A 24,623-nucleotide genomic window follows, 5' to 3' on the forward strand; every position below is an offset into this window, starting at 1 on the left:
CCGTCCCTCATCCACCCGACAGCACCCCGGACGAGTCCCGCAGCGCGAGCACCGGCGGCGTCCGAGCTCCGGCGAAGTACCTCGATACCCGCCCCTGCGCTCCGGGAATCGTTGCCGCGTTCCACGGCTCGATACCCTGGAACGATGGGCGCGCTGTTCGCGATGACGATTCCGGGACTGGCCTGCCTGCTGGTGGGCGCGGCCGCGGTCGAGGTGTTGTGGAGCCGTCTGACGGGTCATCGCCTGCTCCGGCGCAGCGGGGACGGTCGCACACGGCCGGTGGCGGCAACGGGGTTCGAGGAGGTCGGTGCGGTGTTCGAAGGGTCGCGGCGATTCGAATTCGAACAGCGACAGACCTCGCTGATGGACCGTGAGGACGCTACCGGTGGCGAACCCGGATGGCTGAGCGTCGAAACCCGTTGGGGCCGAATGTCACATTGCGTCGATCGAATTGACGCCATGTGACATTCGGTCGGTCAGGCGGTCTGCTGTTCGCGCTGGAGTTCGAGGGCGATGTCGATCAGCTGGTCCTCCTGGCCGCCGATGAGCTTGCGCTTGCCCGCCCGCACCAGCAGCTCCGCGGCGGAGACCCCGTACCGCTCGGCCTGGCGCTCGGCGTGGCGCAGGAAGCTCGAGTACACCCCGGCGTAGCCCATCATCAGGGCCTGACGGTCGAGCAGGCACTCGGCGGGCATCACGGGGCGCACGACGTCCTCCGCGGCGTCCGCGACGGCGAAGAAGTCGATGCCGGTCTTGATCCCCACCTTGTCGCATACGCCGACGAACGCCTCGACCGGGGTGTTGCCGGCACCCGCGCCGAACCGGCGGGCCGACCCGTCGATCTGCTTGGCACCCGCGCGGACCGCCGCGATCGAATTCGCCACGCCCAGGCCGAGATTCTCGTGCCCGTGGAAGCCGACCTGCGCGTCGGAACCCAGTTCCGCGACGAGCGCCTCGACGCGTTCGGCGACCTGCTCGAGAACGAGCGCGCCGGCCGAGTCGACGACGTACACGCACTGGCAGCCCGCGTCGGCCATGATGCGGGCCTGCTCGGCCAGCTTCTCCGGGGTGACGGTGTGCGCCATCATCAGAAAGCCCACGGTCTCGAGCCCGCGCTCGCGGGCGAGCCCGAAGTGCTGGACGGACACGTCCGCCTCGGTGCAGTGGGTGGCGATGCGGCAGATCGAGGCGCCGTTGTCCTGCGCCTCGATGATGTCCTCCTTGATGCCGACACCGGGCAGCATGAGGAAGGCGATCTTCGCGTGCTGCGCGGTGTCGACGGCGATCTTGATCAGTTCCTGCTCCGGCACTTTCGAGAACCCGTAGTTGAACGAGGACCCGCCGAGGCCGTCGCCGTGCGTGACCTCGATGACGGGGACGCCCGAGAGGTCGAGGGCGGCGACGACGGCGCGCACCTCCTCCCGGTCGAACTGGTGACGCTTGTGGTGCGAGCCGTCGCGCAGCGACGTGTCGGTCACGCGGATGTCCCACGACGGCTCGAAGAAGATGTCGTCGCGACGGAGGTCGGAGTTCGAAGAGGTCATCGGAGTCAGGCCTTCACGGTGGAGTTCGAGGGGAGGGAGTCCGCCGAGAGGAGCGCGCGGGCGATCTCCTCGCCCACCTTGGTGGCGGCCGCGGTCATGATGTCGAGGTTGCCGGCGTACGGCGGCAGGAAGTCGCCGGCGCCCTCCACCTCGACGAAGGTGGTGACGGTGGCGTGCCCGCCGGACACGACGGTCGGCTCGTCGAACTGTGGTTCGTTGAGCAGGCGGTAGCCGGGCACGTACTCCTGCACGTCGGCGACGACGCGGTGGATGGACTCGGCGATCGCGTCCCGGTCGGCGTCCTCGGGGATGGCACAGAAGATGGTGTCGCGCATGATCATCGGCGGGTCCGCCGGATTGAGGATGATGATCGCCTTGCCCTTGCGGGCACCGCCGATGGTCTCGATGCCCCGGCTGGTGGTCTTGGTGAACTCGTCGATGTTGGCGCGGGTGCCCGGCCCGGCGGACACCGACGCCACCGACGCCACGATCTCGGCGTAGGGCACGTCCACCACCCGGGAGACGGCGTGCACGATCGGGATGGTGGCCTGACCGCCGCAGGTGATCATGTTGACGTTGGGCACGTCGAGATGCGCCCCGAGGTTCGCCGGTGGCACGACGGCCGGTCCGACGGCGGCAGGGGTGAGGTCGATCGCCCGGATGCCGGCCGCCTCGTACCTCGGCGCCGCCGCCCGGTGCACGTACGCGGACGTCGCCTCGAACACCAGGTCCGGCTTCTCCGGCTGCGCGAGCAACCAGTCGATGCCCTCGGCCGATGTCTCCAGGCCGAGCGTGCGGGCGCGGGCGAGGCCCTCGCTCGCCGGGTCGATGCCGATCATCCACCGCGGCTCGAGCAGGTCCGAACGCTGCAGTTTGTAGAGCAGGTCGGTGCTGATGTTGCCCGACCCGACGATCGCGACACTTGCCTTGGCCATTGTTTCTCCTTGCAGTCGGGACCGGGTGGTCACGAGAACGTGAGCGAGACGGAGCCCAGTCCCGCGAACTCGGCGTGGAACTCGTCGCCGGGGCGCGCGTCGACGGCCCGGGTGCACGAGCCGGGCAGGACGATGTCGCCCTCCTTCAGCCGCACTCCGAAACTCTCGACCTTGCGGGCGAGCCAGGCGACGGCGGTGACGGGATTGCCGAGCACCGCGTCGCTGCGCCCCTCGGCGATCCGTTCGCCGTTGCGGCTGAGCACGGCGTCGATGCCCTTGATGTCGACGCCGGACGGCGCCACCCGCTGCGCGCCGAGCACCCATCCGGCGGAGGAGGCGTTGTCGGCGATGGTGTCCGCGAGGCCGATCTTCCAGTCCTTGATCCGGCTGTCGATCAGTTCGATGGACGGCGCGAACGCGACGGTGGCGTCGAGGACGTCGCTCTCGGTGCAGTCCGCGCCGGGCAGGTCCTTGCCGAGCACGAAGGCCACCTCGACTTCCACCCGCGGGAAGCAGTACCGCGAGGTGTCGACGGGCCGGTCCTCGAAGACCTGCATGTCGTCGAGCAGGTGGCCGTAGTCGGGTTCGTCCACGCCCATCATCTGCTGCATGGCCAGCGAGGACAGCCCGACCTTGTGGCCGACCACGCGGGCACCGGCCGCGAGCCGGCGACGGATGTTGATCAGCTGGATCTCGTAGGCGTCGACGACGTCGATGTCGGGGTGCCGGGCCACGAGCGGGCCGACGGGGGTGCGGTCGCGTTCGGCGGCCTCGAGCTCGTCCGCCAGCCGGGTGCGCAGTTGCGTCGGCAGCATTGCGGTTCCTTCCTGTTCACCGGCGACCGGCATGTTCTGCAACCTGTTTCCGTTCGGCCCGTGGTGTGCGGGTGATTCTTCCTGGCAGAAGGGATGGACTCACCGCGCCATCATTCTATAACGTGTTCTACATGATCAAGCAGGAATACGACATCGTCGTAGTCGGCAGCGGTGCCGGCGGAATGACCGCCGCGCTGACCGCCGCGCACCAGGGCGCGAGCGTCGTCCTGATCGAGAAGGCACCCCACTACGGCGGCTCGAGCGCGCGCTCGGGCGGCGGGGTCTGGATCCCGAACAACGAGGCCCTGAGGGCCGCCGGGGTCACCGACACCCCGGACTCGGCCCGCACCTACCTGCACAGCATCATCGGCGACGTGGTGCCCGCCGACAAGATCGACACCTACATCGACCGCGGGCCCGAGATGCTGTCCTTCGTGCTGAAGCACAGCGCCCTGGAACTGCAGTGGGTGCCGGGCTACTCCGACTACTACCCCGAGGCCCCCGGCGGCCGGCTCGGCGGGCGGTCCGTCGAGCCGAAACCGTTCGACGGCAAGCGCCTCGGCGACGATCTCGCCCTGCTCGAGCCCGACTACGTCAAGGGCCCGCCGAACTTCGTCATCACCCAGGCCGACTACAAGTGGCTCAACCTCCTCATGCGCAACCCGCGCGGACCGGTCCGCGCCGCGAAGGTCGGCATGCGATACCTGTGGGCCCGCGCGATGAGGAAGCACCTGCTGGTCCGCGGCCAGGCGCTCATGGCCGGACTCCGCGTCGGCCTGCGCGACGCCGGGGTACCGCTGCTGCTGAACACGGCCCTGACGGACCTCGTCGTCGAGGACGGGGTGGTGCGCGGTGTGCGCGTCGAGTCGGACGGACGGACGGACACCATCCGGGCCCGCCGCGGCGTCGTGATCGCCTCCGGCGGCTTCGAGCACAACGAGCAGATGCGTACGCAGTATCAGCGCGCCCCGATCGGCACCGAGTGGACCGTCGGCGCGAAGGCCAACACCGGGGACGGCATCCGCGCGGGCCAGGCTCTCGGTGCCGCCGTCGATTTCATGGACGACGCCTGGTGGGGTCCGTCCTTCCCGCTCACCGGCGGCCCGTGGTTCGCCCTGTCCGAGCGCAGCCTGCCGGGCTCGATGATGGTCAACGCGGCCGGCCGGCGCTTCGTCAACGAATCCGCTCCGTACGTCGAGGCGGTGCACGCCATGTACGGTGGCCGCCACGGCCGGGGCGACGGACCCGGCGAGAACATCCCGTGCTGGATGATCCTCGACCAGCGCTACCGCAATCGCTACACCTTCGCCGGCATCACGCCCCGCAGTCCCTTCCCCAAGCGGTGGCTGAAGGCGGGTGTGGTGGTCCAGGCCGGCTCGATCAACGAGCTCGCCGAGAAGATCGGCGTGCCGGCGCAGACCCTCACCGCGACCGTCGAACGATTCAACGGCTTCGCCCGCGCGGGCCGGGACGAGGACTTCGGACGCGGCGAATCCGGCTACGACCACTATTACGGCGACCCGCGCAACAAGCCCAATCCGAGCCTCGGCGCCATCGACAAGGCCCCCTTCTACGCGATCAAGGTGGTGCCCGGCGATCTCGGCACCAAGGGCGGCCTGCGCACCGACGCCGACGCCCGGGTCCTGCGCGAGGACGGGACCGTGATCGAGGGTCTCTACGCGGCCGGCAACGCCAGCGGTCCCGTCATGGGCCACACCTACGCCGGCCCCGGCGCCACGATCGGCCCGGCCATGACCTTCGCCTATCTCGCGGTCCTCGACGCCCTCGGCCGACCGGAGCAGCCCGCCGCGCGGCCGATCTCCGAGACCGCCGAACAGCACTGAGCCGCACTCGATCCGGCCGAACCCCGTCCGCCGAACAGAAAGGGTCCCGCGTGCCCATCGATCCCGCCGTCGCACTCGGCGCCGAACTGCCCGCCCAGGAATTCGCCTGGAGCAGCAGCGACGTTCAGCTCTATCACCTCGGTCTCGGCGCCGGCGCGCGTCCCACCGACCTCGGTGAGCTGCGCTACCTGCGCGACGGTGATCCGCAGGTCCTGCCCACCTTCGCCACCGTCGCCGCGACGTTCCACGACACCGAGCCGCCGAAGGTCTCGTTCCCGGGCATCGAGATCGACCTGGCGAAGGTGGTGCACGGCAGCCAGGAGGTGACGGTGCACGCTCCCCTGCCACCGGAAGGCAAGGGCCGCACCGTGACCCGAATCGCCGAGGTGTGGGACAAGGGCAAGGCCGCGGTGATCGTGCAGGAGTCGACGACCACGGATCCGGCCGGCAACCCGCTGTGGACGGCCCGCTCGTCCATCTTCGCCCGCGGCGAGGGCGGCTTCGGCGGCGAACGCGGACCGTCCGAGTCCGTCGAATTGCCGGACCGGGCACCCGATTTCGAGGTGGATGTCGCGACGCTGCCGCAACAGGCCCTGCTGTACCGGCTGTGCGGCGACCGCAACCCGCTGCACTCGGACCCGCAGTTCGCGCAGGCCGCCGGGTTCCCCGCTCCGATCCTGCACGGGCTGTGCACGTACGGGATCGTCTGCAAGACGCTCACCGACGCGGCGCTCGACGGTGATGCCGCGTCCGTGCACGGATTCACGGCCCGGTTCGCCGGCGTCGTCTTTCCCGGCGAGACCCTGCGGGTGCGCGCCTGGCGCACCGGCGACCGGCTGCTCGCGACCGCCGCGGTGGTCGAGCGCGACCTCGCGCCCGCCCTCACCGACGTGGTCCTCACCATCGCCTGACACCCCGTCCTCCCCCAGCACCGGCCCGCCACGGGCCGGTGAGAAAGCAGTGTGTTCATGACGATTCGCACCGAACCCCTGCGCCTGTCGCGCCGGGGTTTCCTCGCCGCCGGCGCGGGCGCGCTCGCCGCCACCGCGCTCGGCGGCTGGACCCCCGTCCACGCCGTACCGGCCGGCTCGTCCGGTGCCACCCTGACCACCCCGGCCGCGTTTCCCGACGGCATCGCCCTCTACCAGCAGGCCTACCAGAACTGGTCCAAGGAGATCATGCTCGACGCGATCTGGACGTGCGCCCCGCGCAGTCCCGAGGACGTCGTCCGGCTCGCGAACTGGGCCCACGCTCACGGCTACACCGTCCGGCCGCGTGGCGCGATGCACGGCTGGACTCCGCTGACCATCGTCAACGGCGCACCGGTGGACAGGGTGATCCTGGCGGACACGATGGCGCATCTGAACGGGGTGTCGGTGCACTCCGGTTCGGACCCCGCCACCGTCACCGCCGGAGCCGGAGCGACACTCGACGCGATCACCACGGCGCTGCAGGGGCACGGCCTCGGCTGGGCCAACCTCCCCGCACCCGGGGTGCTGTCCATCGCCGGTGCACTGGCCGTCAACGCGCACGGTGCGGCGCTGCCCGCCGACGGCGAAAAGAACGTCCCGGGACACACCTTCGGCTCGCTGAGCAATCTCGTCACGGAACTGACCACGGTGGCGTGGAACGGCAGCGAGTACGCGCTGCGCACCTACACGCGCGCCGACGCGGACATCACTGCGCTGCTCGCCCACCTCGGCCGGACGTTCGTCACCTCGGTCACCCTGCAGGCCGGCCCGGACACCCGGATGCGGTGCCAGAGCTACACCGACATCGACTGGCGCGAGCTGTTCGCGCCTGCCGGAGCACCGGGACGCACCTTCGAGAGCTTCGTGCGGGCCTGCGGGCGCGCGGAGGCGATCTGGTATCCGTTCACCGACAAGCCGTGGATGAAGGTGTGGTCCCTCGCTCCGCAGAAGCCGGTGACGTCCCGAGAGGTGTTCGGCCCGTACAACTATCCGTTCTCGGACAACGTCCCCGAGCCCGTCACCGACCTGCTCGGGCAGATGACGGCCGGGAACCCCGCCATCGCGCCGGCTTTCGGGCAGGTCTACTACAACACCACCGTCGCCGGCCTCGCCGCCACGAACTCGAGCGACATCTGGGGCTGGTCCAAGGACCTGCAGTTCTACATCAAGGCCACCACCCTGCGGCTCACGGAGGGCGGCGGCGCGGTCCTCACCAACCGCGCCCACATCGCGAACGTGATCCACGACTTCACGCAGTGGTTCCACGAACGCATCGAGCACTACCGGGCGCTGGGGCAGTACCCGCTCAACGGCCCGGTCGAGATCCGGTGCTGCGGGCTCGATCAACCCGACGACGTGCGGGTCCCGTCCGCCGGGCCGCCGACCATCTCCGCGACCCGGCCGCGACCCGACCACCCCGAGTGGGACACCGCGATCTGGCTCAACGTGCTCGGGGTGCCGGGCACCCCCGGCATGTTCGCGTTCTACCGCGAGATGGAGCAGTGGATGCGCGGTCACTACAACAACGCCGACTCCACTTTCCGGCCCGAATGGTCCAAGGGCTGGGCGTTCGGCCCCGAACTGCCGTACACGGACCAGCGGGTCATCGAGCAGGTCCTGCCCGACACCTACCGGGAAGGCGTGCCCGCGGACGAGAACTGGGACTCCGCGCGGGCGGTGTACAACCGGCTCGACCCGCATCGGGTATTCAGCAACAGCTTCATCGACCGGCTGCTGCCCTGACGAGAAGGCGCCGGATATCCGCGCCCGTCGGTGCTACCCGCGCGCGTTCTCACGCGCGCGGGTAGCACCGCGCCGCGCAAGCATGGTGAGGACGGATACCCGGCCGAAGTGGCCCCACAGCCGGCCGAGCCGCACCCACAGCTGCCAGTACGCCACACCCACCACGAGCGACGCCGCGAACGCGAGCCACGGGTCGATGTCCCGCAGCAGCGGATAGACCGTGAAGTGGGTCAGGTAGATGTAGAGCGACGAGGCGGCGAGCACCTCGGCCGGCCGCACCAGCAGCGCCGGCCACCAGGTCCGCGGCACCCAGATCAGCAGGAGCAGGCCGCCGATCACGAGAGCGGTGCGGTCGGTTTCGGCATGGAAGAACCCTGGCACCGTCGCCACCGCCAGGACGGACACCACCAGCCGCTGCCACACCGCGGTCGCCCGGGCGGCCGCCCAGCCGAGCGGGAAGAGCCAGAACACCACGTACGACGCCAGGATCTGACTGGTCGGCATGTCCGGCCCGAGCACCTCGTACCGGGTCAGCAGGCCCACGCCCACCAGCGCGAGCGGGAACGCGAACGGGAACCGTCGCTCGTGCCGGTCGAACCACGGCACGGCGAGCAACAGAGCCACCGCCACCAGCGCGTACACCAGCGCCTCGATGAACCAGTACCGCCATTCCTTCGTCCACGCGGGCGGTCCGAGCACCCCGTTGAGCAGGAACACACTCGACCAGCGGTACTCGCCGGTGAGCGCGTGCACCGCGCCGATCCACACGACGGCCGGTGCGGCGATCCGGGCGACGCTGAGCAGGGTGGTGTGCAGCCGCTCGGCGCGGGGCTTGGGCAGTTGGAATCGCGCGTAGTTGTAGCCAGCGGCCGCGAGCAGCACGTGCGCCCCGCCCACGAGGGCGAACAGGTGCAGATGCGAGCCGACGATGAGCACGATCGCCACAGCGCGGATGAGCACGTTGGTCTCGACGGTCCGCCAGCCTTGCGGTGTCCGGTGCGTCGACGGGCTCAGCTCGCGCAGGGGCGTCGTCGGCCAGTCGGCGGGCAGATGCCCGAGCAGCCGCTCGAGCCGCACCGACATGCGCACGTACGACAGCGAGTCGCCACCGAGGTCGACGAACGTGCTGTCGTCGGTGACGTCGTCGCGGCGGAGAACGTCCGCGTACAGCGCCCGCAGCTGCCGGGGGTCCACGGCCCGCGCCTCGGGCGCCGGCTGCGGTGGTTCCGGGGCGGCGCCGAGCGCGGCGACGGCGCGGTAGTCCGGTTTGCCGTTGGGGGTGCGGGGCAACTCGGCCACGACGCACACCCGCACCGCGGACTCGGGCAGCCCACTCGCGCGGGCCGCGACCGCCCGCACGGGCGCGGCGTCGGCTCCCTGGACGGCGACGATCAGTTCGTCGTCGCCGCCGGCGCAGCACGCGACGAGCTCGTGGCGCGCGAGGACGGATTCGATGCGCTGCAGGTCGATGCGCAGGCCGAACAGCTTCGCGAAGCGGGAGCGACGGCCCACGATCCGGTACAGCCCGGCGTCGGTGCGGACGGCGAGGTCACCGGTGCGCAGTTCGTCGACGACACGCCCGAGGGCCAGCTCGGACGGGTCGGTGGCATAGCCGAGCATGACGTTGGGCCCGGTGTAGACGAGTTCGCCGGCACCGTCGCCGGCCTCGGGCACGGGGTCGATGCGGAAGGCGCCGCCGGGAACGGGGACGCCGATCGTGCCGGGGTGCTCCGCGGCGAGGTGCGGGGGCAGGTAGGCCATGCGGGCGGTGGCCTCGGTCTGGCCGTACATGACGAAGAACTGCCACCCGTCGCGCCGGCCGAGGTCGACATAGCGGCGGACGCGATCCGGGTCGAGACGGCCGCCGGCCTGGGTGACGTAGCGCAGGTTCGGCAGGTCCATGTCGGCGAAGCCGACGCGGTCGAGCAGGTCGAAGGTGTACGGCACGCCCGCGAGGGCGCTGACCCGGTGCCGGTGCACGAGGTCCCAGAATCCGGGGTCGGTGACGGACCGGTCGGTGAGCACGGTCCCGGCGCCCCGCAGCAGGTGGCTGTGCAGGACCGACAGGCCGTAGCAGTAGTGCATCGGCAGGGTGGTGATCGCGCGGTCGGTGTCGCGGATGTCGAGGTAGTCGGCGATGGCCTCGGCGTTCGCCTGCACATTGCGGTGCGAGAGGCGCACGAGCTTGGGCGAGCCGGTCGAGCCGGACGTACTGAGCAGCAGCGCGAGGTCGGAATGCAGGTCGTGGGTGCCGTCGGCGAGTTCTTCGATCCGGCCGCCGTCGACGACGACGTCGGGCCGGTAGGCCTCGATCGTCGCGGCCAGGGCGTCGGGCCGGTCGCCGGGCACGAGCAGCACGGGATGGCCGGCGGACAGCGCCGCCAGGTAGGCCACGATCGGGTCGACGGCGTTGGCCCCGGCGACCAGGACGAGACGCCGGGTGGTGCCGAGGCGGTCGGCGACGGCGGCGACCCGCTCGGCCAGGTCGCGATAGGTGATCTCGGTGCCGTCGCAGACGAGTGCGGTCCGTTCGCCGTGTTCGGCGAGATGTCGGACGAACGGAACCGTCGGACAGTCGACGAGCTCGGAAGAACGTGGTACCACCGCGGCAGTCTATAAGGTTTGGCTGTCCTGAATCCAGGCTCGGGCGGGTTCGCGGAGCAGTGCGAGGCGGCTGAGCAGCCGGTCGACGTCGGGTTCGGCGGGGACGGACGTCGCGAAGTCGGCGCGCGCGACGGTGGCCGACACCGTGAGCCGGACGTCGGCGTCGCACAGCACGTCGACGACGTTGCCGAAGCGGCGCAGGGCGTCCGCGTCGAGCTCGCGCAGCGGCGGGACACCGGTGACGACCCACTCGCCGTGCTCGCGGAGGACGGCGAGGTAGTCGGCGGGCGCGGTGGGGGCGCGGCACAGGTCGGCGAAGTCGAACCACACGACGTCGCCGCGCACGGCGAGGACGGGTAGTGCGCGGCCCGACGGTCGCAGGGTTCGCCGCTCCCCCGGCTCCGGAACGTCGAGAGCGCCGGGCGGGAGGAACTCACCCGAGGCGAACCCGTCGCCCGGGGTGGCCGTACCGGTGCGGCGACGGTCGATCGGCCCGCCGACCTCGACCACCTCGAGCCGGCGTTCGAGCAGGGCGATGGTGGGCTCGAACAGGTGGTGGAACAGCGGGTTGGGCAACAGGCCCGAGGGCGGGTAGTTGGAGGTGGCGACGAGCGCGACGCCCCGCTCGTGAAGGATGCGTACGGCGCGCGCGACGAGCATGCCGTCGCCGACGTCGTGGACGTGGAACTCGTCGAAGCACAGCACACGGGCGTCGCCGAGCGCGGCGTCGACGGCGTCGTCGATCGAGCCGAGGCGATGCGCCTGCGCATGCAGGCCGGCGAAGAAGCCGTGGAAGTGGTGCCGTCGCGCGGGACCGGGCACGGCCTCGAGGAACCGCTCCATCAGCCACGTCTTGCCGCGACCGACCGGCCCCCACAGGTAGACGCCGCGCGGGGTGGTGCGCTGCGCGGCGAGGTCGCGGTGCAGCCGCCCCAGGGCGGCGGCGCCGGCCCGCTGGTACGGATCCTCGGCCATCCCACCTCCTCTACATTGGTAGAGGACTCTACATATGTAGAGTTCAATCATGGCCAGCAGCCCCGACCGTCGCACCCTGATCGCCGAGACCACCCTCGACCTGATCGCCCGCGACGGACTGCGCGCGCTGACCCACCGCGCCGTCGACCGCGCCCTCGCCCTGCCCGACGGCTCGTGCTCGTACTACTTCCGCACCCGCGGAGCCCTGCTCGACGCCGCCGTGCACCGGCTCGCCGAGCGATCACGAGACGCGTTCGAGCACTCCGGTCTCACCCGCCCGACGACCCCGGTCGACGTCGACGCCGCCGCGCGCGCGGTCGCGACGGCACTCGACCGCGACCTGGCCCACCGCCGCCGGGATCTGCTCGTGCGGTATGCCCTGGCCACCGACCCGGCCATCGGTGCCGAGCAACGCGCCGGCCTTGCAGCCGCCCTGTTCTCCCGCGCCGCCGCGCGCGACCTCGTGGCCGCCTGCGGCGCCGACGACGCCGACTCCGCGGCTGCCGATCTCGTGAGCCTGGCCGAGGGACTGACCGTGGACCGGCTGCTCGGCGCCCGGTCGCTGGAGGGACTCGCCGCCGGCACCGCCGCGAGCGTCGCGCAATTGGCCCGGCCGATCGCGGTGTACCTCCGCGGCCTCGCCGGGGGCGACGGTACCGGCCGGGCACGAACCATGCGATCGTGATCCGGCACCGGCCTGCCTCCCGGGAGGCCCAGCCGTGGGCAGGCGAAGACACGTCGCGTGCCTAGGATTGGCTCATGCGATCGGCCGCCGGTGAACGGTACTTCCTCGAGTCTCTGGACCGTGGGCTCGCGGTGCTCGAGTGCTTCGACGAACAGCACCGGGAGCGCACTCTCAGCGAGGTGGCCCAGGTGGTGGGGATCACCCGATCGACAACGCGAAGAATCCTGCTGACCCTCGTCGATCTCGGGTTCCTGCGGCAGGAGGGTCGTCGCTTCATGTTGACCCCGCGCGTTCTCCGTTTCGGCTTCTCCTACCTGTCCGGGCTGGCGCTCCCGCAGCTGGCCGAACCGCACCTGGCGAAACTCGCCGCCGAACTCGAGGAAACCGTCTCGGTCACCGTGCTCGACGGATCGGACGCACTCTACGTCGCGCGAGTCCGTTCGCCGCGGATCGTGCGTATCGCGATCTCGGTCGGCATGCGCTTCCCGGCGTACGCGACCTCGCACGGCCGGGTCCTGCTGTCCGGCCTTACCGCCGACGAACTCGACCGCTACCTGGAGACGACGGAACTGCGGGCGTTCACCGAGCAGACCCTCGTAGACCCGGACCGGCTGCGCGCCGAGATCCTGACCACGGCCGAGCGGGGTTGGGCGCTGTCGGAGGACGAACTGGAACTGGGGGTTCGCGGCGTCGCCGTGCCCATCCGGGACCGAACCGGCCGGATCGTCGCCGCGCTCAACTCTTCCCTGCAGAACATCGCGCATTCCGGCGCGGACGTCGAGGCACGAGTGGTCTCCCGATTGCAGGAAGCAGCCCAGCGGATCGGGGCCGATCTCGCGATCAGCGGCCCATGAGCCGTGCGCGGTGCCGGCGGTTCCCCTTCCATGCTCGGCCGCACCCGGCCCGGCGAGGCGGATCAACCGATCCGTGCAGCATTTCGTGATCGAGAAGCCATTACGCGTAGGAGATTTCGAGCGCCCACGCCCCTGGCCCCGTCCGTCGCCGCCTCCGGTCGATCCGCGTCTCAGGGCGCGGTCGCGACAGTCGATGTCCGCGACGCCCGGGCGGCCCGGCCGGCGTCACCGTGGTCGTGTCCGAGCCGCCAGGCGATGATCCCGGAGATCACGCATCCGCCGGCGAGATAGACCGCCACCAGGTGCCACGACCCGCCGGAGACGGTGACCAGGGCCGCCGCGATGAAGGGGGTAAAGCCACCCCCGACCGCGCTGGCCACCTGGTAGCCCACCCCGGCGCCGCTGTAGCGGTACTCCGCGCCGAACATCTCGGTGAACAGCGGCTGCTGCACGCTGACCACCATGTCGTGGGCGATGTTGACCAACAGCACCGCGAAGATGACGGTTCCGATCATCGAGCCGCCCTCGAGCATCGCGAAGAACGGGAACGCACAGACGGCGCCGAGTGCGGAACCGAGCATGTACACCCGGCGACGCCCGTACCGGTCGGACAGCCACGCGAACAACGGGATGGTCACCATTCCGAGGGCACCGACGAGCAGGCCGACGTTGAGCATGAAACTGCGTTCCATGCCGAGTTCGTTGGTGGAATAGCTGAGCGCGAACGTCGTGACGATGTACATCGAGAACAGCTCGACGAAGCGCAGACCGATGATCTGCAGAAAAGCCTTGGGATGCTTGGTCAGTGCTTCCACGAGGGGGATGCGCTTGCGGCTCTGCTCGCCGAGCTCCGCTTCGAGCCTCTCGACCTTCTCGGTGAACTCCTGACTCTCCTCCACGCTGGAGCGTACCCACAGGCCGAAGGCGACGAGCACGATGCTGGCGACGAACGGAACACGCCACCCCCATTGGGTGAAAGCCTCGTCGGTCGTGACACTGCTCATCAGCATGACGAAACCGGTGGCGAGAATCAGGCCGACGGAGTAGCCGACCTGTACGCCGCTGCTGTAGAGAGCCTTCTTCTTCGGTGGCGCGCTCTCCACCGCCATCAACGCGGCACCACCCCATTCACCGCCGACGGCGAATCCTTGCACAGCCCGCAGCGTGACGAGCAGGACCGGCGCCCACCACCCGATCGACGCGAAGCTCGGCAGCAGGCCGATCAGGGCAGTGGCGCTTCCCATGATCACGATGGTGAGCACCAGCATCCGTTTGCGACCGAGGCGGTCACCGAAGTGACCGAAGACCACCCCACCGAGCGGCCGGAAGAGGAATCCGACGCCGAAAGTCGCGAACGCGGCGAGCGTGCCGATGGCCGGGCTGACGTTGGGGAAGAACTCCTTGTTGAAGACGAGCGCGGCCACCAGGCCGTAGAGGATGAAGTCGTACCAGTCGATGACGGCGCCGACGAAGCTGCCGAAGGCTGCGCGCCGAGCCTGAGACTCGTCTGGGCCGGCGAGGTGCCGCTCGTTCATACCCGATCCTCGATCCGTATGTTCGTAATGCGAACGCATGTCCGCTGAGTGGATGTATGTGACGGTAGACACTCCGCAGGAGTTTCGTCAAGACGAGCGACAGGTCTCGCCACCGGCACGAAAACTGCGGCAATGCACCGGCGCCACCGGACGGCAGCGGAATACACGCGTGTAATTCATTCCGGTACAGGGTGATCCGAACAGTTGCCCTGCAGCCGGGCACGGCACACGGGATAATTCGACCCATGCCCGCCTCCCGCTCCGCGGTGCCCGCCCCGATGCTGGCCACGCCCGGCCGGCCGCCGATCGGCACCGGCTGGGCGGTGGAGATGAAGTGGGACGGCGCCCGCACGGTGGCGGTGTGCGACGGCGAGCGGTGCCGGCTCTACAGCCGCAACAGCAAGGACGTCTCGGGGGTCTACCCGGAATTGACGATCGCACTGTCGGCGGTGTCCCGGGGTCGGCCGATGGTCGTCGACGGGGAGATCGTCGCTCCCGATCCGCGGTCCGGGGCGCCGGCGTTCGCCCGGCTGCAGAGCCGCATCCACGTGGCGAAACCGACGGCGGCCCTGATCCGGACCATCCCCGTGGAGTTCTACGCATTCGACCTGCTCGCGCTCGACGGCGCGCCGACGACCCGGCTGCCGTACCTCGAACGTCGCCGTCGGCTGGTCGACCTGTCGATGTCCGGCCCCCTGGTCCGCACGCCGCCGCACTGGGTCGGCACCGACACGAAGATCCTCCTCGACCTTGCCCGCGATCACGGTCTCGAAGGCATCGTCTGCAAGCGGACCGATTCCGTCTACCAACCGGGACGCCGCGCTACGGCATGGATCAAGACCGCCCTGCGCAAGAGCACCGAGGCCGTGATCGCGGGATGGTTGCCGGGCACCGGCATGCACCGCGCGACGTTCGGCTCCCTTGTCCTCGGCGCCCACGACGACGACGGCCGTCTCGTCCACATCGGCAACCTCGGCACCGGCTTCACCACCGCCGGCCGGCGCGCCCTGTGGGAGCGGCTCGACGAACTCGAGCGGCCCAGCGATCCGTTCGACGTGATACCTCCGGCGCCCGTCGTCCGGGCCGCCCGATGGGCCGAGCCGGTGCTGGTCGGGGACGTCGAGTATCGCGAGTTCACCGGCGACAGTCTGCGCCACCCGAGTTGGAAGGGACTGCGGCCGGACAAGGAGCCGGACGAGATACTGGTTCCTCCACTGCCATAGCACGGCCCCATCCAGATCTTCTCAACGCTGATCGCGGGGCTGATTCTGTGGGCCGAGCTCCTCGGAGGATGGGAAGGCCGCCCCGGCAAGATCGTCGAGTTCGACGTGCCGGGAACCGATGAGGGGTGGGCGCGCACACATACCGGACCTGCGCTCAACGGCATGATGGTGATCGCCGTCGCGTCGGTCATGCCCCACACCGGTTTGCCTATCAAGACGGCAAGACGTCTCGGATGGATCGTCGTTGCCGACGGTTTGGACCAGCTCTGATACCTGATATCCGCTCCCGCCCCGTGCGTTCGCCAGAGCAGGTCACAGGAGATGTGGGCACCACCCGAACTGGGTGAGGCCCACATCTCCTGTACCGAGGCGACGACCTTGTAGTTGTTCGTCTCGAACTCGACCACCGTTCAGCGCGACGAAGTCCATCGGCACCGCGGACCGCGCGCGCCCCCCGTGATCAGGGCGACCTCCCCGTCGAGTCGGAATTCGTCCCTGTCGGCCATTACCGGCTCATCTCCTTCGAGAGGTGGTCGTAACGTTCCCGGAGCTGGCGCTTGAGGATCTTGCCGCTGGGGTTCTTCGGCAGGGCGTCGGTGACCACGACGTACTTCGGCTGCTTGTATCCGGCGAGCTTGTCGCGCGCGTGAGCCTTGATGTCGTCCTCGGTGAGATCCACACCGCTCCTCGGGACGACCACGGCGGTCACCGCCTCGATCCAATACGGATGGCTCACCCCGAACACCGCGACCTCGGCGACCCCGTCCAGCAGGTACAGGGCCTCCTCTACCTCCCGCGACGCGACGTTCTCGCCGCCGGTCTTGATCATGTCCTTCTTGCGGTCGACGATCGTGAGGTAGCCGTCCTCGTCGATGACGCCCAGATCACCGGAGTGGAACCACCCACCGGCGAAGGACTCCGCGGTCTTGGCGGGATCGTTGTAGTAGCCCAGCGTCAGATGCGGGGAGCGGTGCACGATCTCGCCCACCTCGCCCGGCGGGAGGGGCTGGCCGGCGTCGTCGACGATCCGGGTCTCCACGTTGAGGGCGGGCCGGCCGGCGCTGCCGGCACGCGTCAGTTGGTCCTCGGGGGCGAGGATCGTGGCGATCGGGGACATCTCGGTTTGGCCGTAGAAGTTCCACAGGCGTACCTGCGGTAGCCGTGTGGTGAGCTCACGCAACACCTCTGCCGGCATCGGTGCGGCGCCGTAGTAGCCCTTGTGCAAGGAGGACAGGTCGTAGTCGTCGAAGTGGGGGTGGCCGAGTAGCGAGATCCACACGGTGGGTGGGCAGAACAGCTTGGTGACCCGTTCCCGCTGGATGGTCTCGAGGATCTGGGTGGGGTCGGGGCCGCGCAGGATGATGCTGGTGGCGCCCAGGTAGACGTCCACCGAGAAGAAGCAGTCCATCTGTGCGCAGTGATACATCGGTAGCGCGTGTACCTCGACGTCGTCGTGGCTCATGCCGCCGTCGATCGCGCACGAGGCGTACTGGCTGATCAGTGCGCGGGAGGAGAGCAGGACGCCCTTCGGGCGGGACTCGGTACCCGAGGTGTACATGATGCGTACCGGATCGTCGTCGGCGACGGCCACGTCGGGAAGGATGGGCACCTCGCCTGCCTCCCAATCGGCGACCGACTCCCAGCCCGCACCGGTTTCGGCGCCGTGGGGGCCGATGATCGCCGACAGCTTCAGATCCGGAGCGGCTGCAGCGATGGCGTCATCGGCGACCGCAGAGAACTCGTCGTCGACGATCACTCCGTTTGCCCCGGAATGACCCAGGATGAACGCGATTTCCTCGGCGTTGAGCATGAAGTTGATCGGCACGAGCACCACGCCGATGCGTGCCGCACCGAACGCCAGGGCACCGAACTGCCAGGAGTTGCGGGCGATCAAGGCGAGCCGGTCGCCCTTGGCGAGTCCGTGGGCGTGGAGGACACCGGCGAACCGGGTGACGACCCGGTCGAACTCGGCGAAGGTGAACCGTCGGTCACCGTCGACCACGGCGGTCTTGTCCGGATATCGCTGCGCCGAGCGGTGCAGCAGGTCCGACACCGAGTGGCGACGGGCCCGGGCGACGACATTCCGATCGGCGAACATCGTGCGCAGGCTGCGGATGCCGCTGCCGAAGACCCCGTCCGCGAAGACACCGACCAGGGTGTCGACCTCGGCCGGGTCGGCCTCGAAGTCCGCCCACCATTCCACGAAGGCGCCTTCGGGTTCGCCGATGGGGCTCACACGCACGGTGGCCCGGTAGTTCCGGGCACCGAACGGATTGTCGCCGGCGAACTCGTAAGACAACTGGCGGCGGCGGTCGTCGAGGTCGAGCAGGCGCTCGTCGAGGGTGGCGCCCCCGTCGGCGAGGGTGAGTCGACGCACTACACCGATCTGTGTGGTGGCGCCGTCGATCAGCTCACTGTGCGCCACCGGGGGCAGGAAGCTGTCGACGCGGCCGAAGTCTTTGACAACGGACCAGACCTGGTCGGCCGAGGCGTCGATGACGCCGCTGGAATATGCGCGTGGCATGGTGAACTCCTCGGGTAGTGGCCCTGAGAGGCCGGGGACTCGCTGCTGAAGGCAAGCCGGGAACGGCCGAGTGCTCCGCCGTACACCCCCGGTGCGGTGTAGGTGTCGTTCTCAGCACTCGCGAAGGTCGAGATGGCCGACCGCTGCAACTCGACGGGTCTGCGGCGGAGACCGCGTTCGGTCCGGGCCAGGCCGTCGGGTCGGCGGTCGAGTGTCACGTCGGCGGGCGTGTCACCACGCTCGCCGACGTGCGGTCACCCGACCGACACTGCTGCGCCGGTTACCGGACGGATACCGGTTCGGCGGTGACCGTGTCGGCGACGAATTGTGCTGTCAGGGAGTACATCTCGGGCGCGGCCGACACGATGGCGTCCATGTTGAAGACCCCGTGGATCATGCCCTCGAACCGGTGAAGCTCGACTCGAACTCCCGCGTCCTGCAGTGCCCGCGCGTAGTCCTCGGCCTCGTCGCGCGTCGGATCGAGTTCCATGCTGAAGATGAGCGCGGGAGGAAGATCGCGCAGATTCTCGGCACGAAGGGGTGCGACGGTCTCGGTGACCTCGGCGCCGTTGAGATAGGCACCCCACATGGTGTCCACCGCCTTGACCGAGAGGAACGGCCCGTCGGCGAACTCGACTCGGGACTGCGTGGACGCCTCGGGGTCGGTCGGCGGATAGACCAGGACCTGCCCAGCCAGCTTCAGACCGGCATCACGGGCACGCAGCGCCGTCGATGCCGCAAGGTTGCCGCCGGCGCTCTCCCCCATGATCACGATCTTGTCCGCGTCGCCACCGTAGCCGGCGATATTCTCCTGCACCCACCGAACCGCCTCGAATGCGTCGTCGTGCGCGGCGGGGAAAGGATGCTCCGGCGCCAACCGGTAGTCGACCGAGACGACGATGGCGTCGGTGGCCCGGGCGATCTGGCGGCACGGATTGTCGACGACGTCGAGCGAGCCGGCGACCCAGCCGCCACCGTGCAGAAATACGATGACGGGACGCGTGCCCTCCGTCTGTGTTCTCGGAACATACAGGCGCACAGCAGGATCGACGATGTCGTCTACCTGCATGTCCGGGCCGGGCACCTGCATCCCGACGAGCTGCTCCACCATCGCCCGCGTCTCCTCGACGGTGCAGTCTTCGAGCGGCTTGTATCCGGGGCGGTGGATGGCACTCAGGGCGGTCACGACCTCGGGGTCGAGTTTGGCCATCGGCGGGACCGCGGTCTCGACACCGTCGATCGCGAACCCGGCGTAACCGCGCTCGGCCACCTGGGCACAGATGGCTCGGTACACGGGAGCGCCGGCAGCGAAGATGTACGTTCCGCGCGTCTTGCCGACGACATTGGCCCCCATGTACCACGAACTCTCCGACTGCGGGATCAAAGTCTGATTGAGGATTCCCTCGGCGAAATCACCCCAGCGAGACTCGGCCTCTGCGGTCGGCTCGATCGTGGTCGCACCCGTGGTACGCAGGTGACCGATCGCTCGGCTGATCCATTCCACGTGATCCTCGATGGCGAGCGCGTTGTTGTACAGCGCGACAGCGCTTTGCGGTCCGGTGACGGTGAACAGATTCGGGAAGCCGGCGGTCTGGATCCCGAGGTAGGTGCCCGGCACACCGCTCCACTTCTCGTCGAGGGTCAGCCCGTCGCGGCCGACGATCCCCATCTCGAGCAGCGGCCGAGTGAACACGTCGAAGCCGGTTGCCATGACGAGCACGTCGATCTCGTACTCGGCTGCGGTGGTCTTCAGGGCGTGCTCGGTGACACGTTCGATCGGAGTACTGCGCACGTCGACCAGGGTCACGTTGTCGCGGTTGTAGGTCTCGTAGTAGTTCGTCTCGAACGGGGCCCGCTTGGTGGCGTACGGGTGATCGGTGGGGCAGAGCATCTCCGCGATCTTCGGATCCGTCACGCGTTCCCGGATGCGATCGCGCAGATAGTCGGCGATGGTGTCGTTGGATTCCCTGTTGTAGAGAAGGTCACCGTACGTCGAGACCACCATCCGGAAGCCGCCGCTTCCGTAGTGCTCGTCGTAGACCTTCTTGCGCTCCTCCGGCGAATCGGCGAGGGCCGAAGGGCGGGGAGCGTCGTACGGTGCGCCGAGGAAGTGATCGCGCGCCCCGGCGCGCACCTGCTTGTGGTTCTCGGCCAGCCATCGGCGCGCCTCGGGATCGAGCTTCTCGTTCCCCAGCGGCGATGCGAACTGCGCGGTGCGCTGGAAGACCGTCAGATGTGCGGCGTGCTTCGCAAGTTCCGGGATGAGCTGGATTCCGGTGGCACCGGTTCCGATGATCCCGACGCGCTTGCCGCTGAAGTCGACCGGCTCGTGCGGCCACGAGCTCGTCTGCAGAACCTCACCCTTGAAGTCTTCGATCCCGGGGAACTCCGGCTTCTTCGGGATCGATACGTTGCCGGTTCCGCAGACGACGTACCGGGCAGTGCACGTGCGTCCGTCGTCGGTGCCGACGGTCCAGTACTGCCCCTCGTCGTTCCACACCATCGAGGTCACCCGAGTGTTGAATTGGAACGAGCGCTTCAGGTCGAGACGGTCCGCCACCCACTCGAGGTAGTTCAGAATCTCCGGCTGTGCGGCGTACTTCTCCGTCCACTGCCACTCGCGCTGGATCTCCTCGGAGAACGAGTACGAGTAGTAGACCGAGTCGAAATCGCACCGTGCCCCCGGATAGCGGTTCCACCACCACGTGCCGCCCGGCCCGCCGCCGGCGTCGAACGCCTGCACCTCCAGACCGAGTTCGTTACGCAGCTTGTGAACAGCGTACAAGCCGGCGAACCCGGCTCCGACGATCACTACATCCTTGTCGGCCTTCATGCTCGAACACTCCTCGTGAAATTCCAGTTCGGACCTTCTGAGCAGTGAGCGTAGTCACACCACGATTGCGCCTTCTATGGTGAAACGCGCAGACTTGCGCACAAGCTTTGACCATTTGGCGCATACGATCAGCAGAGGTGACAGCATGTCGGGTGACGATCAGGTCGCGACGTACGTCCACGACGTCGCGGTAGCCCTGCTTCCGGAACTGCCGGACCTCGGCTCGGGTACGGCTGCATACATCTTCGAACGCGTCCCCGAGTTCGCGCGGCAGGAAGTGTCCGCGGTCGCGCTCGCCGCCTGCCAGGCCAACAGTGCTGCGCTTCTCGACGCGCTGATGCGGGGGATCACCATCGATGCAATGGCGCCCTCCGAGGAAGTCATCCGGACGACCCGAGACCTGGCGAAGGCGATCAGCCTCGACACGCTGGTCAGTGGCTACCAGGTCGGAATCGCGTACTGGTGCAGCCGATGGACCCGTGCGGTCGAGCGGTACTGCGACCGGGCCGGCGTGCCCGTGGCACTACGGGTCACGGACTACGGGACGACGTTTCTGTTGTCCTGGCTCCAAATGATCACCAACAGGTTGAGTGTTGCGTATCGCGATGAGGCCGAGCGACTCTCGCGCGAATGGTCGATGGCGCGAACCGAAGAAGCGCGGCGGATTCTCGCGTCGGACGACGTGGACATCACCACCGCCAGCCGCCGCCTCGGCTACGATCTCACGCGACATCATGTGGCTCTGGTGGTTGTTCGTGACGGCAGCAATCAGGCACCATTGGAGGCCACGGCCCGCGAGCTCGCCGGCACCATCTCGGGCTCGCGACCACTGACCCTGCTTGTGGACAGCGACACGCTGTGGTGTTGGATCCCCACGAACACCGAGGCGCGGGCGACGCCGGTGAGAGAAGGAGTGACCTGTGGACAGGGGCGACCCGGCCGCGGACTCGACGGGTTCCGGCTCAGCCATCGCCAGGCACTCGAAGCAGTCCGGGTAGCACGCCTGGCAGGCCGCGGATTCCCGGCCGTCACGCACTTCTCGGACATCGAGCTCACCGCGCTCTGCAGTCATGAACCCGCAGCACTGAGCCAGTTCGTCACCTCGGTGCTCGGTGCGCTGGCGGACCCCTCGCCGCACAATCGGTTGCTCCGCGAAACGCTACGTAGCTTCTACGCCGAGAACTGCAATTACCGCGCGACTGCGGCCCGACTTCTGCTACACCACAACACGATCCGCTATCGTTTGGCCAAGGCCGAGGAGGCATTGGGGCGTGGGATACTCGACAGGCGCCTCGAGACCGAGATTGCCTTGCACCTGGAGGCACAGCTTGGTACGCACACGAATGATGCCGATGAGTAGGTCGTCAACGTCCATCTCGTCATCTCGGCGGCACCTCGAGCGGCGCTCCTCAGCAAGACCATCACAATGATCGAGGTTCGATGCAGTTCAGTCATCGAGCATGGTGAGGTAGGTATCGAGCTGGGCCGCGCCGGCGAGAAGGTTGCGGCTGCGCGTGGTCAGCCGATCCTGCCAGGAGCCTAGGAAGGCGGCCAACGCGTCCGCCCCGCCCGCCGTGCGCAGCGACTCGAGGAACCGGGCGACCTGGGACAGCGGGTAGCCGCCCTGGCGCAGTTGCCGTGCGATCTCGGCGTCGCGCACGCAGTCCGGTCCGTATTGGCGATAGCCCGTTGCCCGGTCGCGGTCGGGGCGCAGGATGCCCTGGGTCTCCCAGGTGCGCAGCGTGGCCGGGTGCACGCCGAGTCGGCGGGCGAGTTCGCCCACAGTCAGCGGTCCACCGCGGACAGCAGTCGGTGCCGTGGCGGACAGTGCGCCCAGGGCCGTTGCGACCTCGGTGCGGGTGCCGCGTTCGGCGAGCAGCGCGACGTGCGCGGCGTCGATCAGCCGGTAGGCGGACTCGGTGTCGCCGCGGTTGACTGAACGCATGATGTCCGTTGCCTGCCGGTGCCCGTGGCCGCCGCGCAACGCGAGGAAGGCGCGTAGAGCCTGCGCGTGCAGGGGCGTGTAGCGCCGGTAGCCGGTCTCGCTGCGCTCGGTCGGCGGGAGGATGCCCGCGTCGTCGTAGTTGCGGATCGCCTGTGCGGACAACCCGTGTTCCCGGGCGAGGTCGATGGGTCGCAACGTGCACCTCCGATTGAGGCTTCTACCTCTGTATTCCTGGTCGGAGTCGCAGAAGTTTCACTCGATTCTTCAACGATATCGTCGAGGGTAGTTCCTTCCGACAAGGGGTGTTCATGTCTACTGCCGCAGCACTGCGTGGAATCGGCCGCCAACTCGACGACTCGGCGAGCCTGGGCCGCGCCCTCGACGAACTGCTCGCCACGCGGCCCGAGCCGCCGACCCTGCTCGCCCTCGGCGAGCCGACCCACGGGATCGAGGCGTTCCCGTTTCTGCGCAACGAACTCCTCGGTCACCTCGTCGAACGGGGGTACCGGTCGATCGTGCTGGAGACCGATGTCTTCGCCGCGTCCGTCGTCGACGACTACGTGGCCGGGGGAACGGCGGAGATCGACACGGTGCTCGCGACCGGGTTCAGCCACGGGTTCGGCGCGGTGCCGGGCAACCGCGAACTCGTCGAATGGCTCCGCGCGCACAATGCCGGCCGCGCGGAGCAGGATCGGGTTCGCTTCCACGGCTTCGACGCGCCGTTGGAGTTCTCCGGGGCGCCGAGCCCGCGACGCGCACTGTCCTCGGCCAACGACTACCTGCCCGCGGCGCTGCGGCCCGCATCGGTCCGCGACCTCGACGCGCTGCTCGGCGAGGACGCGGACTGGACGAACCAGGCGGCCATGTTCGACCCGGCAGCGTCCGTCGGCGACTCCGATCGCGCTCGCGCCCTGCGCATTGTCGCCGACGACCTCGCCAGCGCCCTGCGCCGCGCGGCACCCGGCCTGCGCTCCGCCGACCCGACCGGCTACGACCACGCCGTCGCGCACGCGCGCACCGCCCAGGGCCTGCTGCGCTATCACGCCGCCATGGCCAGTCCCGCACCCGATCGCATCGCGACCTTGCTCAGCCTGCGCGCCGAGATGATGGCCGAGAACCTGCTCGCGATCGTTGCCCAGGAGCAGCGACGCGGGCCGAGTCTGGTGTTCGCGCACAACGTTCACCTCCAGCGTGCGCAGTCCCACATGCCGGTCGGCGAGAGCGAGGTGAGCTGGGGGAGCGCCGGCGCGCTCGTCGGGCTCACCCTCGGCGAGCGCTATGTGTTCCTGGCCACCGACGCCAACCCCGACAGCGATCCGGGCACCCTCCAAGGCGTGTTGGCCGAGGCGACCACCCGCCGCGCCCTGTTCCCGGCACCGGCCCTGCGCGCCGCGCTTGCCCCGTCGATGGGCACGGGCGAACCGATCGTGCCCGGCCACATCCCGCTGGGCCCGGCAGACCTGGACGGCGCCGACGCGGTCATCTTCGTCGCCGACACCGACGGAAGACGGCATCAGTACTGGTAGCCGCACTCGACGCGCAGGCCAAGGTCCGCGGAAGCCCCTCACCGAACGAGGACCGTCGCTCGAAATA

At 69.0% G+C, this 24,623-nt stretch carries 18 protein-coding genes and 1 pseudogene; 9 read left to right on the plus strand and 10 right to left on the minus strand.

Annotated features, from left to right (window positions below; all coding sequences use genetic code 11):
- Positions 1-144 precede the first annotated feature (144 nt).
- Positions 145-465 (plus strand): DUF6191 domain-containing protein, encoded by a 321-nt coding sequence (locus tag A4U64_RS20875; protein ID WP_006943319.1) that lies wholly within the window; start codon positions 145-147, stop codon positions 463-465.
- Between the two features lie 11 nt (positions 466-476).
- On the opposite strand, the gene dmpG is transcribed toward A4U64_RS20875, so the two are convergent.
- The 3 genes from dmpG to A4U64_RS20890 are packed head-to-tail and all read right to left on the minus strand — an operon-like array spanning position 477 to position 3,294.
- Positions 477-1,544, minus strand: a complete 1,068-nt coding sequence (gene dmpG / locus A4U64_RS20880) for a 4-hydroxy-2-oxovalerate aldolase (protein WP_006943321.1) — start codon at positions 1,542-1,544, stop codon at positions 477-479.
- A 5-nt stretch (positions 1,545-1,549) separates the two neighbouring features.
- Complete coding sequence (locus tag A4U64_RS20885) at positions 1,550-2,479, minus strand: acetaldehyde dehydrogenase (acetylating) (protein ID WP_029540875.1); 930 nt, start codon at positions 2,477-2,479, stop codon at positions 1,550-1,552.
- A gap of 29 nt (positions 2,480-2,508) precedes the next feature.
- Positions 2,509-3,294 (minus strand): 2-keto-4-pentenoate hydratase, encoded by a 786-nt coding sequence (locus A4U64_RS20890; protein ID WP_029540872.1) that lies wholly within the window; start codon positions 3,292-3,294, stop codon positions 2,509-2,511.
- Between the two features lie 131 nt (positions 3,295-3,425).
- On the opposite strand from A4U64_RS20890, the gene kstD reads away from it, so the two are divergent.
- From kstD to A4U64_RS20905, 3 genes are read left to right on the plus strand one after another with little or no spacing between them, the layout of a single operon-like run.
- The gene (gene kstD, locus A4U64_RS20895) at positions 3,426-5,138 is read left to right on the plus strand and encodes a 3-oxosteroid 1-dehydrogenase (protein ID WP_081705089.1); all 1,713 of its coding nucleotides are present in this window, start codon (positions 3,426-3,428) and stop codon (positions 5,136-5,138) included.
- Positions 5,139-5,188: 50 nt separating this feature from the next.
- A complete protein-coding gene (locus A4U64_RS20900) occupies positions 5,189-6,049 on the plus strand; it encodes a MaoC/PaaZ C-terminal domain-containing protein (RefSeq protein ID WP_006943326.1) in 861 nt (286 codons plus the stop codon).
- Between the two features lie 57 nt (positions 6,050-6,106).
- On the plus strand, positions 6,107-7,852 hold the full coding sequence (locus tag A4U64_RS20905) for a cholesterol oxidase substrate-binding domain-containing protein (RefSeq protein ID WP_029540866.1): 1,746 nt from the start codon (positions 6,107-6,109) through the stop codon (positions 7,850-7,852).
- A gap of 33 nt (positions 7,853-7,885) precedes the next feature.
- Here A4U64_RS20905 and A4U64_RS20910 read toward each other — a convergent pair whose 3' ends face one another.
- Together A4U64_RS20910 and zapE are read right to left on the minus strand one after the other, a co-directional pair.
- Positions 7,886-10,456, minus strand: coding sequence for an AMP-binding protein (locus tag A4U64_RS20910; RefSeq protein ID WP_029540864.1), 2,571 nt, complete (start codon positions 10,454-10,456; stop codon positions 7,886-7,888).
- Between the two features lie 9 nt (positions 10,457-10,465).
- Positions 10,466-11,431, minus strand: coding sequence for a cell division protein ZapE (zapE, locus tag A4U64_RS20915; RefSeq protein ID WP_006943332.1), 966 nt, complete (start codon positions 11,429-11,431; stop codon positions 10,466-10,468).
- A 49-nt stretch (positions 11,432-11,480) separates the two neighbouring features.
- On the opposite strand from zapE, the gene A4U64_RS20920 reads away from it, so the two are divergent.
- Together A4U64_RS20920 and A4U64_RS20925 are read left to right on the plus strand one after the other, a co-directional pair.
- Positions 11,481-12,116 carry a TetR/AcrR family transcriptional regulator gene (locus tag A4U64_RS20920; protein WP_029540862.1) on the plus strand — a complete coding sequence of 212 codons (636 nt, stop codon included), beginning with the start codon at positions 11,481-11,483 and terminating at the stop codon, positions 12,114-12,116.
- Positions 12,117-12,190: 74 nt separating this feature from the next.
- A complete protein-coding gene (locus tag A4U64_RS20925) occupies positions 12,191-12,970 on the plus strand; it encodes an IclR family transcriptional regulator domain-containing protein (protein ID WP_029540860.1) in 780 nt (259 codons plus the stop codon).
- Positions 12,971-13,140: 170 nt separating this feature from the next.
- On the opposite strand, the gene shiA is transcribed toward A4U64_RS20925, so the two are convergent.
- Entirely contained in the window at positions 13,141-14,505 is a 1,365-nt protein-coding gene (gene shiA, locus A4U64_RS20930; RefSeq protein WP_006943336.1) for a shikimate transporter, read from the minus strand.
- Between the two features lie 245 nt (positions 14,506-14,750).
- Between shiA and ligD the strand changes: the two genes are divergently transcribed.
- Positions 14,751-15,728, plus strand: coding sequence for a non-homologous end-joining DNA ligase (ligD, locus tag A4U64_RS20935; protein WP_006943338.1), 978 nt, complete (start codon positions 14,751-14,753; stop codon positions 15,726-15,728).
- A gap of 505 nt (positions 15,729-16,233) precedes the next feature.
- On the opposite strand, the gene A4U64_RS20945 is transcribed toward ligD, so the two are convergent.
- The 3 genes and pseudogenes from A4U64_RS20945 to A4U64_RS20950 all read right to left on the minus strand — a co-directional run bounded on the left by A4U64_RS20945 (position 16,234) and on the right by A4U64_RS20950 (position 21,085).
- Positions 16,234-17,826 (minus strand): acyl-CoA synthetase, encoded by a 1,593-nt coding sequence (locus A4U64_RS20945; RefSeq protein ID WP_174824748.1) that lies wholly within the window; start codon positions 17,824-17,826, stop codon positions 16,234-16,236.
- Positions 17,827-17,892: 66 nt separating this feature from the next.
- Positions 17,893-18,252, minus strand: a pseudogene (locus A4U64_RS28900) (SRPBCC family protein); the annotation flags it as partial.
- Positions 18,253-18,532: 280 nt separating this feature from the next.
- Positions 18,533-21,085: a flavin-containing monooxygenase gene (locus A4U64_RS20950; protein WP_029540854.1), complete on the minus strand. Its 2,553-nt coding sequence runs from the start codon at positions 21,083-21,085 to the stop codon at positions 18,533-18,535.
- Between the two features lie 145 nt (positions 21,086-21,230).
- Between A4U64_RS20950 and A4U64_RS20955 the strand changes: the two genes are divergently transcribed.
- Positions 21,231-22,445 (plus strand): PucR family transcriptional regulator, encoded by a 1,215-nt coding sequence (locus A4U64_RS20955; RefSeq protein ID WP_051359164.1) that lies wholly within the window; start codon positions 21,231-21,233, stop codon positions 22,443-22,445.
- An 87-nt stretch (positions 22,446-22,532) separates the two neighbouring features.
- Here the strand turns inward: A4U64_RS20955 and A4U64_RS20960 are convergent, their stop codons facing one another.
- Positions 22,533-23,225 carry a MerR family transcriptional regulator gene (locus A4U64_RS20960; RefSeq protein WP_029540847.1) on the minus strand — a complete coding sequence of 231 codons (693 nt, stop codon included), beginning with the start codon at positions 23,223-23,225 and terminating at the stop codon, positions 22,533-22,535.
- Positions 23,226-23,338: 113 nt separating this feature from the next.
- Here A4U64_RS20960 and A4U64_RS20965 point away from each other — a divergent pair, with 113 nt between their 5' ends.
- A complete protein-coding gene (locus tag A4U64_RS20965; protein WP_029540844.1) occupies positions 23,339-24,556 on the plus strand; it encodes an erythromycin esterase family protein in 1,218 nt (405 codons plus the stop codon).
- The last annotated feature ends 67 nt before the right edge of the window (positions 24,557-24,623 follow it).

The organism is Rhodococcus sp. WB1, assembly GCF_001700945.1.
GTDB lineage: Bacteria > Actinomycetota > Actinomycetes > Mycobacteriales > Mycobacteriaceae > Rhodococcus > Rhodococcus aetherivorans.